At 69.7% G+C, this 13,476-nt stretch carries 16 protein-coding genes; 3 read left to right on the forward strand and 13 right to left on the reverse strand.

What is annotated here, in order from left to right:
- Positions 1 to 71: 71 nt before the first annotated feature.
- The 8 genes from thiL to ETO60_RS05165 are packed head-to-tail and all read right to left on the reverse strand — an operon-like array spanning position 72 to position 5,863.
- Complete coding sequence (gene thiL, locus ETO60_RS05130) at positions 72 to 902, reverse strand: thiamine-phosphate kinase (protein WP_130004551.1); 831 nt, start codon at positions 900 to 902, stop codon at positions 72 to 74.
- A 32-nt stretch (positions 903 to 934) separates the two neighbouring features.
- Positions 935 to 1,396, reverse strand: coding sequence for a transcription antitermination factor NusB (nusB, locus tag ETO60_RS05135; RefSeq protein ID WP_130003433.1), 462 nt, complete (start codon positions 1,394 to 1,396; stop codon positions 935 to 937).
- Positions 1,393 to 2,685 carry a histidinol dehydrogenase gene (hisD, locus tag ETO60_RS05140; protein WP_130003435.1) on the reverse strand — a complete coding sequence of 431 codons (1,293 nt, stop codon included), beginning with the start codon at positions 2,683 to 2,685 and terminating at the stop codon, positions 1,393 to 1,395. Before hisD ends, nusB begins: the two co-directional genes overlap by 4 nt.
- On the reverse strand, positions 2,685 to 3,335 hold the full coding sequence (gene hisG / locus ETO60_RS05145; RefSeq protein WP_130003437.1) for an ATP phosphoribosyltransferase: 651 nt from the start codon (positions 3,333 to 3,335) through the stop codon (positions 2,685 to 2,687). Before hisG ends, hisD begins: the two co-directional genes overlap by 1 nt.
- 59 nt (positions 3,336 to 3,394) lie before the next feature.
- On the reverse strand, positions 3,395 to 4,306 hold the full coding sequence (locus tag ETO60_RS05150; RefSeq protein WP_130003439.1) for an alpha/beta fold hydrolase: 912 nt from the start codon (positions 4,304 to 4,306) through the stop codon (positions 3,395 to 3,397).
- On the reverse strand, positions 4,303 to 4,656 hold the full coding sequence (locus ETO60_RS05155) for a DUF1428 domain-containing protein (RefSeq protein WP_130003441.1): 354 nt from the start codon (positions 4,654 to 4,656) through the stop codon (positions 4,303 to 4,305). The genes ETO60_RS05150 and ETO60_RS05155 overlap by 4 nt, the downstream gene beginning before the upstream one ends.
- A 23-nt stretch (positions 4,657 to 4,679) precedes the next feature.
- Entirely contained in the window at positions 4,680 to 5,576 is an 897-nt protein-coding gene (locus ETO60_RS05160; RefSeq protein WP_130003443.1) for a pirin family protein, read from the reverse strand.
- The gene (locus ETO60_RS05165; RefSeq protein WP_234026341.1) at positions 5,573 to 5,863 is read right to left on the reverse strand and encodes a BolA family protein; all 291 of its coding nucleotides are present in this window, start codon (positions 5,861 to 5,863) and stop codon (positions 5,573 to 5,575) included. Before ETO60_RS05165 ends, ETO60_RS05160 begins: the two co-directional genes overlap by 4 nt.
- A 54-nt stretch (positions 5,864 to 5,917) precedes the next feature.
- On the opposite strand from ETO60_RS05165, the gene ETO60_RS05170 reads away from it, so the two are divergent.
- Positions 5,918 to 6,514, forward strand: coding sequence for a J domain-containing protein (locus ETO60_RS05170; protein WP_130003445.1), 597 nt, complete (start codon positions 5,918 to 5,920; stop codon positions 6,512 to 6,514).
- Here the strand turns inward: ETO60_RS05170 and ETO60_RS05175 are convergent.
- Positions 6,509 to 7,402 (reverse strand): oxygenase MpaB family protein, encoded by an 894-nt coding sequence (locus ETO60_RS05175; RefSeq protein WP_130003447.1) that lies wholly within the window; start codon positions 7,400 to 7,402, stop codon positions 6,509 to 6,511. The two genes, ETO60_RS05170 and ETO60_RS05175, sit on opposite strands and share 6 nt — an antisense overlap.
- Before the next feature lie 183 nt (positions 7,403 to 7,585).
- On the opposite strand from ETO60_RS05175, the gene ETO60_RS05180 reads away from it, so the two are divergent.
- Positions 7,586 to 8,533, forward strand: coding sequence for an AAA family ATPase (locus tag ETO60_RS05180; RefSeq protein ID WP_130004555.1), 948 nt, complete (start codon positions 7,586 to 7,588; stop codon positions 8,531 to 8,533).
- 75 nt (positions 8,534 to 8,608) lie between these two features.
- Entirely contained in the window at positions 8,609 to 10,825 is a 2,217-nt protein-coding gene (locus ETO60_RS05185; RefSeq protein WP_234026342.1) for a transglycosylase domain-containing protein, read from the forward strand.
- 29 nt (positions 10,826 to 10,854) lie between these two features.
- Here the strand turns inward: ETO60_RS05185 and ETO60_RS05190 are convergent, their stop codons facing one another.
- From ETO60_RS05190 to ETO60_RS05205, 4 genes are read right to left on the reverse strand one after another with little or no spacing between them, the layout of a single operon-like run.
- Positions 10,855 to 11,274 carry a PaaI family thioesterase gene (locus ETO60_RS05190; RefSeq protein WP_130003449.1) on the reverse strand — a complete coding sequence of 140 codons (420 nt, stop codon included), beginning with the start codon at positions 11,272 to 11,274 and terminating at the stop codon, positions 10,855 to 10,857.
- A complete protein-coding gene (locus ETO60_RS05195) occupies positions 11,271 to 11,723 on the reverse strand; it encodes a PaaI family thioesterase (RefSeq protein WP_130003451.1) in 453 nt (150 codons plus the stop codon). The genes ETO60_RS05190 and ETO60_RS05195 overlap by 4 nt, the downstream gene beginning before the upstream one ends.
- 60 nt (positions 11,724 to 11,783) lie before the next feature.
- A complete protein-coding gene (ruvX, locus tag ETO60_RS05200; RefSeq protein WP_130004559.1) occupies positions 11,784 to 12,263 on the reverse strand; it encodes a Holliday junction resolvase RuvX in 480 nt (159 codons plus the stop codon).
- Positions 12,264 to 12,265: 2 nt separating this feature from the next.
- A complete protein-coding gene (locus ETO60_RS05205; RefSeq protein WP_130003453.1) occupies positions 12,266 to 13,399 on the reverse strand; it encodes a DUF3089 domain-containing protein in 1,134 nt (377 codons plus the stop codon).
- Between the last annotated feature and the right edge of the window lie 77 nt (positions 13,400 to 13,476).

Genomic DNA, 13,476 nt, shown 5'->3' on the forward strand with positions numbered 1-13,476 from the left:
ATAGGCGCAGCAAATTGCGTGGCAAGGGGAGACCGGCTCCGGTTCCTTGCGCCTGAAGCCCGTCTTGCGAATTATTCGTGCAGGAAGCCGAGCCCATCGTCCTCATCGACGGGCAGGCCGTCAAGGCAGAGCGCGGCAGGCTCGCGTTCGGTGAGGCGGCCGATGGCGTGCGCGGGAACCGGGGATCGGCAGTCCGGGGGCAGGGCAAACAGCAACTGGTAGTCGTCCCCCCACCGCAGGCACGCGTCGCGGCGCGAGGGGTCGGCAACGGGAACCGCTGCAGTGTCGATGTCGATCGTCAGCCCGCTAGCGAGGGCCAGGCGCTGCGCGTCGAGCAGCAGGCCGTCGGACACGTCCATCATCGCCGTGACCACCGGCGCAAGAAGGCGACCTTCCTTCAGCAGGGGCGCCGGCCGGCGGTAGGGAGCGCTGTCTCCGCGGCCTGCGCGCAGGGCTTCGAAACCGAGCATCGCGCGGCCGATCACGCCGGTGACATGGAGCACGTCGCCGGCACGGCCCCCGCGGCGGTCGGGGACGGAGCCGCACCCCGCCTTGCCGATCGCCGTGACGCCGAAGCTGCGCGGCCCCCGGCTTCCCGTCGTGTCGCCGCCGAGCAAGGGCACGTCGAACGCTCGCAATGCCTCTTCAAGCCCGCGAAGGAATGCATCCTCATCCCCGCCAAGCTGGTAGGAGAGCAGCACGCCCAGCGGCTCCGCCCCCTTCGCGGCCAGATCCGACAGGGCGGCCGCCAGCAGCTTCCACGCCACATCCGCCATGTCCTGCTCGGCAAGCCAGTGGATGCCCTCGACCATGGAGTCGTGGGTCAGGACGAGCGTTTCAGCGCCCAGTGCGAGAACGGCGGCATCGTCGGCAAGGCCGCGGGCCGCGGGATTGCCCGCCAGGCCGCGAAGGGCGGCAAGGAACGCCCGCTCGTCTACGGCCGCACCTCGCGGGCGACGGCGTCCAGCACTCCGTTCACGAACCGCGCCTGATCGTCGTCGAAGAAGGCCTTCGCGACATCCACATACTCGCTGATCGCCGCGGCTTTGGGGACGTCCGGCCGCGCCAGAAGTTCGAACGCACCGGCGCGGAGCACCTGGAGCATGGTTTTGTCCATGCGTTCCAGCGTCCAGCCGCGCGCCAGCTTGCCGCCGACCAGCGCGTCCAGATCCTGCTGCCTCGCCGCCACCCCTTGCACGAGCGAGTCGAAGAAGGGCACGTCGGCCTGCTCCATCTCCAAGTCCTCGATGACGCGCCCGAGCCGGTGCTGGTGGAACTCGTCGAGCAGGCGCGCAACGGGCGTGCGCTCCATCTCGCGCTGATAAAGCGCCTGAACCGCCGCCAGCCGGGCGGCCGAGCGTGTGCGGGCGCGCTGCGGCGTGCTGCGCCCGGTCATGCCAGCCGGACCTCGATCGAGCGGGCGTGCGCCGGCAGCCCCTCCGCATGGGCAAGCGCCGCCGCCGCCGGGCCGATCTGCGGCAGCCCGCCCTCCGGCACCGCGATGAAGCTCGTCCGCTTCATGAAGTCGAGCACCGACAGCCCGCTGCTGAAACGGGCACGACGGCCGGTCGGCAGAACATGATTGGGCCCCGCAATGTAGTCTCCCACGGCTTCGGGTGTGTGCCGGCCGAGAAAGACGCTGCCGGCGTGGCGGATGCGTGCAAACATCGCCTCGGGATCATCCAAGGCCAGTTCCACGTGCTCGGCGGCAAGCCTGTTTGCCAGGGCCGGCGCCTCCGCCAGCAGGTCATCCACGACGACGACGGCGCCGTTGACCGACCAGCTCTCGCTGGCGACCGCGGCAGTGGCCAGGCCCCGCAGTTCGTCGGCGACCGCCTCGACCACCGCCTCGGCGAACGCATCGTCGTCGGTGATCAGGACCGCCTGTGCCGACGGGTCGTGTTCGGCCTGGCTGAGCAGATCGGCGGCGATCCAGCGCGGGTCGTTGGCCGCATCGGCAATGACGAGGATTTCGCTCGGGCCCGCGATCATGTCGATCCCGACGACGCCGAACACCTGCCGCTTGGCCTCGGCGACGAAGGCGTTGCCCGGTCCCGTGATTACATCGACGGGACGGATGCGCCCGGTGCCGAAGGCGAGGGCGCCGATGGCCTGCGCGCCGCCGATGCGCCACACTTCGTCGACTTCGGCGACGTGCGCGGCCGCCAGCACCAGAGGATTGACCTGGCCGCCGGGAGTCGGCGTTGTCACCACGAGCCGCTCCACCCCCGCCACGCGGGCCGGAAGCGCATTCATCAGGAGGGACGAGGGATAGGCCGCCCGCCCGCCGGGCACGTACAGGCCCGCGGCATCAACCGCACTCCAGCGCGCCCCGAGGCGGATCCCCGCCGCATCGGTGTAGTCCCGGTCGGCCGGCAGCTGCCCCTCGTGGAATGCCCTGATCCTGTCGGCGGCGAGCGTCAGCGCCGCGCGCAGGTCGCCGCTCAAGGCGTCGTACGCCTGACGGCATTGCGCGGGCGAAATGCACCAGTCCGTGTCGTGTGCGAGCCGGTGGCCATCATGAGCGGCGGTGTGCTCTGCCACTGCGGCATCGCCGCGCACGCGCACATCCGCCAGGATTGCCGCCACCGTGTCCGTTACGTCCGGACTGTCGCCGCGAGGCCCGCTCGCCAGCGCCTCGAACTGCGCGGCAAAGCCGCCGTCCCGGCTCCGCAGAAGGCGCATCACGAGGCCTCCCGGCGGGAGCCGTCACGGAACGCGGCGATCAGCGCGGCGATCCGCCCGTCCGTCTTCCACGCGGCCCGGTTGACGATGAAGCGGCTGGTCACGTCGGCGATCCGCTCCACTTCCACCAGCCCGTTGTCCCTCAGCGTGCGTCCGGTGGACACCAGATCGACAATCTGGTCGGCCAGTCCCAGGACGGGCGCGAGTTCCATGGCACCGCTGAGCTTGATGCATTCGGCCTGAATGCCCCGGCGCTCGAAGTGCCGGCGGGTCAGATTGGGGTATTTGGTGGCGACGCGCAAATGGCTCGCGCCGTCCGGCTGTGCTGCGGCCGCCGGGCGGGCAAGCGCCAGACGGCATCGGCCGATCTCAAGATCGACTGGGGCGTACAGTTCGGCGTAGCCGAACTCCTCGATAACGTCGGAGCCGACGATGCCGACCTGTGCCGCGCCATGAGCGACAAAGGTCGCGACATCGAAAGCGCGCACGCGGATCAGGCGAAGGTCGGCACGCGCGGTCGCGAAGGTCAGCGCCCGGCAGGCCTTGTCGTGAAAGGCGGCTTCCGGCACCACGCCCGCCGCCGCCATCACCGGCAAGGCCTCGTCGAGCACGCGCCCCTTGGGCACGGCAAAGGTCAGCGGGGAAGGCATGGGCGGTGCAGATAGAGGAGGGGTGCTGAAAGGGCAATGGCGGTGGGAGCCCGCGCCGATCAGGGTCTGCGTGACAGGAACCGCTCCATCGCCGCGTTGACCGCGTCTGGCGCTTCCCATGGAACGAAATGCCCGCAGCCGTGCACCGGCTCCACCGTCAGGTCGGTGACGACGCCCTCCAGTCCGTCCAGGTTGGCCGGCGGCAGGGCAAGGTCGTCCATCGCCCAGATCACCAGCGTCGGGATTGTCAGCGTCGGCAGTGCGGGCGGGTTCCACCCCTCGGGCAGCGCGTAGGGGGCATCCAGAGGGGGCACGTCGATGGGCGAGGCGCGATACCAGTTGAGCATCGCGAAAGCCGCGTCCCGGTCCTGCCATTCGGCGAGCAATGCGGAGCGCTCCTCGGGTTCCATGGAGGAGGGGCGATCCCAGCGCACCTCCTTCAGCAGAATGCCCACGAGCCCCTGTTCACGCACCAGCGCGTCGTTGGCCGGATCACGAAACCCGCGAATGTACTGGCTTGCCTCGCGCTGGACCCGATCGGTGTAGAGCAGTCGCTGGAAGATGGCGGGATGCGGCGCGTTGGCAACCACTGCCCGCTCGACCCTGCCGTTCTGCTGTCCGCCAAGCGCCACGCCCCAGGCGATCGCTCCGCCCCAGTCGTGGCCGACGATCGTGAAGCGCTCGACCGCGAGCGCGTCGGCGAGGCGGAACACGTCACCGATGAGCTTGTCGGGCGTGTAGGCGTGGACGTCCTGCGGCTTCGACGAGCCGCGGTAGCCGCGCTGATCAGGCGCGATGCAGCGGAACCTGTCGCTGAAGTGCCTGATCTGGTGCCGCCAGGTGCGGTGGCTTTCCGGAAAGCCGTGCAGGAACAGCAAGGCAGGCGCGTCGCGCGGCCCCATGTCCACCGTGTCGAGAGCGATGCCGCCGCCCAGATCGACGCGGTGCTGCCGCAGCGGGTCCGGCGTCATGCGTGCCGCTCGACAAGCGGAGTGAAGCCGCCATGGACCATGCGGGCGCCGTCGAACGGCATGTCGCCGAACTCGGCCATGCGCGGATCGGCCATCACCTTCTCGTGCGCCGCGTCAGCCGTGGCCTTGTCCGGCCAGATCATCCACGCAAAGACGATCCGCTCGCCCTCGCGTGCATCGACCGCCCGGCGGAAATCCGTCACCTCCCCGTCGCGGACATCCTCCTCCCAGCACTCGACATGCGAAAGGGCGCCGTGATCGCGGGCGATCGGCCAGAACCGCTCGGCCGTCGCCGCATACGCATCCTTGTTCCCGGCCGCGACGGGAACGATGAACCCTTGCACGTACATGCGCCCTCTCCTTGAACACCCTCTCAGGGGTAGCTGACCGTCGTCGGCCGCTCCGGCAGGGGGATGTACTCCTCCGTGTCGCCGGGCACCAGCGGGAAGCGGCCCGCCAGCCAGTCGCGTTTCGCCTGTTCGATACGGTCGCGGCTGGAGGACACGAAGTTCCACCAGACGTGGCGCGGGGTGCGGAACGCCTCTCCGCCCAGGAGCACGACGCGTGCGCCGGTCGCGCTTTCCAGCTTGAGCGCGAGGCCGGGGCGGAGCACCGTCAGCTCGTAGAGGTTCAGCGGCACTCCGCCGATGGCTGCGTCTCCGGCGATCAGCATAACCGCGCGTTCGTCGGCGTCGGCATCGACCGGGATGGAGCTGCGCGCGCCGAGCACGATGTCGGCATAGATCGTGTCCGCATGGGTTGTCGTCGGTGCCCGCCGGCCCCACAGCGTGCCCATGACCACCGTTGCGCGCGCGCCGCTGTCCTCGACGATCGGCAGTTCCGTCTGCGCCTCGAAAGCCGGGTCGAGCTCCTCGCGTTCGTCGGGCAGAGCCAGCCAGGTCTGCATCCCGTAGAGCCGCGGCCCCCGCGCCCGATCCTGGGACGGCGAGCGCTCGGAATGGACGATGCCTCGCCCGGCCGTCATCAGGTTCACCTGTCCGGGCCGGATCGTGGCGAAGCTGCCCACGCTGTCCCGGTGATCGATGGCGCCCTCGAACAGCCAGGTGACAGTGGCAAGATTGATGTGCGGGTGCGGCCGCACATCCATGCCCTCGCCGAGCGCCAGCTGCGCGGGGCCGAACTGGTCGACGAAGATGAACGGTCCCACCATGCTCCGCGCTTTCGAGGGCAGGGCGCGCCGCACCTCGAACTGGCCGAGATCGTGGGCCACCGGAGTGATGGTCTGTTCGACCGGATCATCGTTGATCATGCGCCCTCTCCCGGAGCGGCGGCGCGGATGGCCACGGCGTGCACGCGGTTCCCGGGAATGTCGCCCAGTGCCCGGATCACAAGCCGCTGCCGCTCCAGCCGGGTTCGGCCGGCGAAGGCCGGCGCCTCGATAAGGATGCTGAAATGCGAGGCGCCGCTGCCATCGTCACCGGCATGACCGCGGTGACGGGCGCTGTCGTTGATCACTTCCAGTCGCGTCGGCGCGAACGCCTGCGTCAGCAGGGTCGTGATCTCCTCGTCGACGCTCATGGTGTGCGGATGTGTCATCGGCGCAGGCCTCTCTTGGTTTTGTGACGGTCGCCCCCCACACTGGAAAGCTTCATGACGCGCGACAAGTTCCATGGACGCCACGAGAGGAAGGGCAGGGTGTGCGAAGATCCGGGCTGCGATCAGCCCGGCGAATTTCGGGCGCCATCCGCCCGCGGCAGCAGCTCCGACGGGCCGGGCGCCTATCACTGGTACTGCCTCGACCATGTACGCGCCTTCAATCAGCGCTACGACTGGTTCGCGGGGATGAGCGCCGAGGAGATCATGGCGGCGCAGTCGCCCGTTTACGGCTGGCGGACGGAGAGCATCGGCTCGCCGGCGGCGGCGATGGCCGGAGACATGCCGCGCTGGGCCGATTTCCGCGATCCGCTTGACGCGATCGAGGCGCGGGCGCGCGGGATGCGGATGCGCGCGGCCGGCATGGCGGCTGCCGGCACAGGCGGCCGCTTCACCCCGGACGAGGTCAGCGCCTTGGCGACGCTCGGTCTGAATGCGGAGACCGACCTGCCCGCCCTGCGCCGCCGTTACTCCGAACTCGTCCGCCGCTACCATCCAGACCGCAACGGCGGAGACCGCCGGCACGAGGACCGCCTGCGCCGCGTTCTGGACGCCTATCAGCTGCTGCGCGCCAGCACCGCGTTTGCTTCATGAGCCGGCGCTGTCCGGCGTGTCAGGGTGGGGACGCCGGAAGGCCCAGCGCAGGGTGCTTCCGGCGGCGCGCGTGCCGGCACGCGCCGCCACGGCCAGCGGACCGGGATGGGGCAGGTTGAGCATGGCGCGGGCGAACGGCGGCAGCATCGCAACCGCTTCGGCCGCGATCATCTTCTGCAGCGCGGCGGGCGCGCCGGCGGGACGTTCGGCCAGCACGATCCGCGCCACGTCGCGCGCTTCGGCCGATGTGCGCAGGTCGCCGCGAAACGCCTTCATCAACCGCTCCGCCTCGGCGCGCGAATGCGGGATCGGATCGGCACCGAGCTTGCGGGCGATGACTGCGAACTGGCGGTAGTATGCGTCCTGCTGCGAGGCTGGAAAATCCGGGCGGGTGAGCCGGGTGTAGGCGGCAAGGAAGCTGTGCGCGCCGGCAAGATGCACCCAGGCGAGCACGCGCGGCTCGCGGGCCGAATAGGGCGTCCCGTCCGGCAGATTGCCGCTCACCCGTTCGTGGATGCGGTTCACCGCCGCAATCGCCGCTTCGGCCTGCGCCCGCTCGCCATAGGTGGTCAGCGCGATGAAGCGGGCCGTGCGCCGCAGCCGCCCGTGCATGTCCACGCGGAAGTCCGAGTGGTCCAGCACCCCCTGCAGGGCATGGGGGTGGAGCATCTGCAGCAGCAGGCTCCTGAGGCCCCCGACCATCATGCTCACCACATCGGCATGGACGAGCCGGATGGGCGAGTCGCGCTCGAACAGGGCGTCGTCGGAGGGCAGCACGGGCGCCTCTCCCGCCGCGCTGTCGTTGAAGATGGACCGCACCCGTGCCACGAGCTTCGCCCGGACCGCGTCGGCCACGGGCTCGAAAGGCTGCGGACGGGCAGGTCGCATCACCGAAAGCTAGGGTGGCGCGTCGGCGAATGCGAGGCGCAAGACGCTGAAAACGGCATGTTGCTCCGCTGACAGGGCAAGTGCGCTTGCGCCCTTACGCCGCCTTGTCTACCGCCACCGGCCATGACGCTTCACGCAACGGCGCACGCTCCGGCCGCTCCCGGCGGCAACCCGGCCGACACGATGCCCAGCGAACCCGACCGCATGGTGGATGTCCGCGAAACTTTCGGCATCGACATCGACTGGCAGGTGCCGGCCTTCAGCCAGCGCGACGAGCGGGTGCCCGCCACCGACGACACCTACGTGTTCGACCCGGACACCACCCTCGCGATCCTTGCCGGCTTCGCTCACAACCGGCGTGTAATGGTGCAGGGCTATCACGGGACCGGCAAGTCCACCCACATCGAGCAGGTCGCCGCCCGCCTGAACTGGCCGTGCATCCGCATCAATCTCGACGCGCACATCAGCCGCATTGACCTCGTCGGCCGCGACGCCATCGTTCTGCGCGAAGGGTTGCAGGTGACCGAGTTCCGCGAAGGCCTGCTGCCATGGGCGCTTCAACGGCCGGTCGCGCTGGTGTTCGACGAGTACGACGCCGGTCGGCCCGACGTCATGTTCGTGATCCAGCGTGTGCTGGAGCAGCAGGGCAAGCTGACCCTGCTCGATCAGAACCGGGTCATCAGCCCGCATCCGTATTTCCGGCTGTTCGCGACCGCCAACACGGTCGGCCTCGGCGACACGAGCGGCCTGTACCATGGCACCAACGCCATCAATCAGGGACAGATGGACCGCTGGAGCATCGTCGTCGGGCTGAACTACCTGCCCGCCGAAACGGAACAGGCCATCGTCACCGCCAAGTCGCCGGCGACCGATCCCGCGGTGGTCGCGTCCATGGTCAAGGTGGCCGAGCTGACGCGGCAAGGCTTCATGAATGGCGACATCTCCACCGTGATGAGCCCGCGCACCGTGATCGCGTGGGCGGAGAATTACGCGATTTTCAACGATGTGGGCTTCGCCTTCCGCCTGTCGTTCCTGAACAAGTGCGACGAGGAGGAGCGGGCCATCGTCGCCGAGTACTTCCAGAGGGTGTTCAACACCGATCTGCCCGAGAGCATCGCCAGCGCGGCCTGAGCGAGCGGCGGGTCGGTTCCCGTTCAGGATGGACCGGCTATGCAGGTGTGTATTGTTCGTGCAATACAGTAGGTCATGACCTCAGCGAAGATGCGCGCGCCCTTCTCCTCGCTCCCACGCCGCCGCGACACCGGTCACGAAGAGGCCGGCGGCTACTACACCTTGGCGGAGCCGTGGGCCGCAACATGGGACGATGCGTCCCTCGAAGACGAGCCGTCCCAGGGCTCGCCCTCCCACGACCGACCTGATGCCGGGCGTCTGCGCTGGGTTGTCCGTGGTCTTGCCGGCGCGCTGCTGCTCCTGTTCGTGGCCATCGGCTACCTGTTCTTCACCGCGCCGCTCAGCAAGTCACTGGAACCGCTGGCACCGCCGCAGATCACCCTTCTCGCCGCGGATGGCACGCCCATCGCGCGCAAGGGGGCGTATGTCGACGATCCGGTCCGCATCGACGCTCTGCCGCCGCACGTCGTCAACGCCTTCCTCGCCATCGAGGACCGGCGCTTCTACACGCACTGGGGCATCGATCCGCGCGGCATGGCCCGCGCCGCCTGGACAGGGGTGGGGGGCGGATCGACGATCACCCAGCAGCTCGCCAAGTTCACCTTCCTCACGCCCGAACAGACGCTGACCCGCAAGGCGCGTGAGGTGATGATCGCCTTCTGGCTCGAAGCGTGGCTGTCCAAGGACGAGATCCTCGAGCGCTACCTCTCGAACGCCTATTTCGGGGATAACACCTACGGCCTGCGTGCCGCATCGCTGCACTTCTTTCATCGTCAGCCCGAACGCCTGACACCGGCGCAGGCGGCGATGCTGGCGGGATTGCTGCAGGCGCCGTCCGCGTACAATCCGGTCAAGCACTACGCCCGCGCCGAACGGCGGATGCGGCTCGTCGTCGGCGCGATGGAGGACGCGGGGTACATATCGGCCGACGAGGCGCGCAGCATGAAGGCGCCGCGCCTCGACGTGCGACGGCGCGACGAGCTGCCAGCGGGCACGTATTTCGCCGACTGGGTGATGCCGCAGGCGCAGCAGGTGATCGAGCGCGGCTACGAGACGCAGGAAGTCGTCACCACGCTCGACTCGCGCCTGCAGCGCCTTGCCGAGCGGGTGGTGCGGCAGGCGCCGGCCGGATCGGCGCAGATGGCGTTGGTGGCGATGCGTCCCAGCGGCGAGGTCGTGGCGCTGGTCGGCGGGCGCAATTACGCGCGGTCGGCGTTCAACCGGGCCACGCAGGCGCGCCGCCAGCCCGGATCCACCTTCAAGCTGTTCGTCTATCTCACGGCGGTCAGGCAAGGCATGGATCTCGACGACACGATCGACGGTTCACGCTTCACCACCGGCACCTACCGGCCGCAGAACTTCAATGGCGGCTACCGCTCCGAAATGACCCTGCGCGAGGCGTTCGCGGAGTCCAGCAATGTCGCCGCCGTCCGCCTCATCCAGCAGGTCGGCACCGGCGCGGTGATCGATACGGCCCGGGCCCTGGGCGTCACCGCTCCGCTCGACCCGGGCGATCCGACCATGGCGCTGGGAACGGCCGAGATGAGCCTGATGGAACTGACCGCTGCCTACGCGGCGGTTGCAGCGGGCGCGTACCCCGTGAAGCCGCACGGTCTTCCGCAGGCGGAGCGCGGCTGGATCAGCCGCATGACCGACGGGCCGAGCCACTTCTCGCGCGGGACGCAGCAGAAGATGCAGGAATTGCTGCGCAGTGCGGTGGATGACGGCACCGGCCGTGCGGCGCGGCTGGCCATCGCCGCCTACGGCAAGACCGGCACGACGCAGGATCATCGCGATGCCCTGTTTGTCGGCTACGCAGGCGATCTGGTCGTCGGTGTCTGGGTCGGCAACGACGACAATTCGCCCCTGCAGGGCGTGTCGGGCGGCGGCCTGCCCGCGCGCGTCTGGCGCGAGTTCATGGGTGGCGCGCTTGGCGTGGGCGCTGCTCCGGTGGTGCAGCCGCTGCCCCGAGCGGCCGAGGAAGAGGTGTTGCCGGATGTGCCGCTTGATGCGGGTGAACTGCCGCTGCTGCCGCCGGTGCAGGTGCCCGGCTCTGACGTCCGGGTCCGGGTGCGCGAAGGGGATGCGGTCGTCTCCACCGACATCGGCGGAGAGCCCCTCGAGGTGTCGATCGGGCGTGACGGCGTTCGGTTCGACGGGCGCGGACCGGCCGAGATGCGTCGCCGTGCAGCGGAACTTCGCCGCGAGGCGCGCGAGCAGGCCCGGCAGATCGAGGAACGCGGGCGCCGGGCAGGCGAACGGGCCTTCGAGGAGGCGTTCCCGCCGCGCTGAGGACGCCCCGCCACGCGAACGTGCCTGCGTCAATCGCTCCCAAGCGGCGGCCGGGCGGGCGCGACCATGATGTTCATCACGGCCGTCGCGATCGGCTTAGCGCGATCCGCCTGCCACGCTTCGACGGCCACGTTCGCCACGCGCCGGCCGAGGCGCACGATGCGTCCTTGCGCATAAGTTGGATGCGGTCTGCCCGCGCTGAGGAACTGCACGGTGACGTTGATCGGCTTCAGCCGCCGTTCGATCTCCTGCTCCGCCAAGGTGATCTGCACAGCAGCATAGCCGGCCGTCTCCAGCAGCCCGCCGATCGCACCGCCATGCAGCACGCCCGGCCGCCCCTCGACTGACGAGGCGAACGGCAGCACGAGAGCGATGCCGCCGTCCATTCCGGCCACCTCGATGCCGAGCGCCCGCGCGTAGGGGGTCAGGACGTCAGGTTGCACGCTCATGCCACGGCAGGCCGGTCGATGCGCATGAAGCAGCCGCTGAAGCGGGCCACGGGATCGCTGCTGTCCCCGTCGTGGGCGGTGCCGGTGACGAACGCCGAGGAACGGGTGAGCGTGTAGCACCGCGCCCGCGCGTGGACGGCGTGGCGGGGGCGGGCAGCGCGCTGATAATCGACGCGCAGGTCGAGTGTGGCGATCGGGACGAACCGCGCCATGGCGTTCCAGATCGCCATGCCGCTCGCCATGTCGCACAGGCTGACGATCGGGCCGGTGGCGAGAAGCTCCCGCTCGCTGTCGCCAAGCAGGTCATCGCGCCAGGGCAGAACCAGCTCGGTCCAGTCATCCCCGTGGCTGTGATACTCAAGCCCCAGCCAGCCGACATGACCCAGGCGCAGCAGCAGGGGCGCCGCCTGGGCGGGGTCGAAGGTGGATCCGTGCGCGGGTCGGTTCATGCGCGCGCGCTTGGCAACCCGCAGCGGTTTGCGCAACCCTTCCCGCAGGCGTGGAGTCGGTCAGATCGAGGCCTGTCCCGTGCGGGTCAGGCGGTCGAGGGCCGCCTGGAGGATGACCGCGGCTGCATGAGCGTCGACCATCCCGGCGCGGCGTGAGCGACTGAAATCCTGCTCCACGAGACTGCGCGTGGCCGCAACGGTGGACCAGCGCTCGTCCCACAGCAGGACGGGCAGGCCGAGCCGCTCCGCCAGGTTGCGACAGAAGGCCCGGGCGCTCTGCGCCCGTGGCCCCTCGCTGCCATCCATGTTGCGCGGCAGGCCGCACACGACGCCCTTGACCGACCGTTCCGCCGCGATCGTGGCCAGCACCTGCGCATCGGCGCCGAACTTCCCGCGCCTGTGGCTGAGGTGCGGCGTGGCGAAGCGCCAGCCCGCATCGCACAGCGCCACGCCCAGGGTGCGTGTGCCGGGATCCAGCCCCATCAGCGCGCCGCCGTCCGGAAGATGGCGGGCGAACTGCTCCGCCTCCTCCGTGACCATCGTCATGACGCGGCGCCTGCCAGACGCCGAGCGAAGTCGGCGCGCAGATTGGCCCAGAACAGCGGAATGTCATAGACGTGGTAGTTGTTGCCGGGCAGCACGGCCGAGCCCATCCGCGGGGGCGCGCCGATCAGCAGCAGGCCGCGCCGGTCGCAGCGGGCCGGAACGGCCCCGGGGACCAGCACGGCATCGCCGTTGTTCTCTTCCGGCTTCAGGGTGCCCAGATTGGCGGCAGCGGGCGCTTCCCCGCCGCTGCGCCCGGTCAGGGGGTTCGTGCACACGATCGGACTGTCTCCGCGCGCCTGACCGTCGAAACCCAGCGAGGCGGCATAGGTGCCGAGCAGCGCGGACGGATCCGCCGGCTCCGCGAAGCTCGACCAGCTGACGATGCAGCCGCGTTGGTCCGGCTGCGCACAGGCCGGCAGCCCAAGCGAAGGCAGGTCACGGTCGGCGGAGACGGGCCAGCCGATGATGTAGGCCACGGCGAGGCGGCGGCGCAGATCATCGCCCACCGTCTCGTTCAGCAGGCGCAGGATGTGCAGTGCGCCCTGCGAATGGCCGGCAAGAACGATCGGCAGGTCTGCCGGCACGTCTTGCAGGAACTGTGCGAAAGCCTGCGCCACGTCCTGATAGGCAGCATCGATCGCCGCATCGGCATCGGGCGACCGGGCGAGGAAGGCGCCCACCGTGGCCTGGCGGTAGCGCGGCGCCCAAACCTGGGTTGCGCCGGCGAACGGGCTGGCCATGCCGCGCAGATAGGTGCGCGCCAGCTCCTGGGACTCGGGGTCGTCGAGAGGCGCGTTCCACTGGCTGCGCGCCACGAAGCTCGTCGGGTGCACGAAGAACACGGCGGCGCGGACGGGCGTCGGAGGGGCGACGCGCCCGTCGCCCCCGTCCGGCGCATTCTCGAGCCTGGGGCGGAACAGGACTGGGTTCGGCCCCTGAAGACCGGGCCGGGCGAGCCACAGAGCCGGGTCGGCATAAGCGTTCGGCGCCAGCGCCGCCTGCGGCTCGAACTGCCGGGTCGGCACAAAGGCGAGCCGGGTCAGCTCGCTCGAGAACAGGCGCAGCACGATGAGCGTCCCGATCGCGAGGACGATGAGAAACGCCACGACGTAGAGGAACTTGCGTGCCATCCGTGATGTCGCGTCTCAGATGCGCGGCCGCGGTTGGCCGAGGCCCGCGACGCCTGGGCGGTTCGTGTGCAATAGCC

This window comes from Qipengyuania thermophila, assembly GCF_004153605.1.
GTDB classification, from domain to species: Bacteria; Pseudomonadota; Alphaproteobacteria; order Sphingomonadales; family Sphingomonadaceae; genus Qipengyuania_B; species Qipengyuania_B thermophila.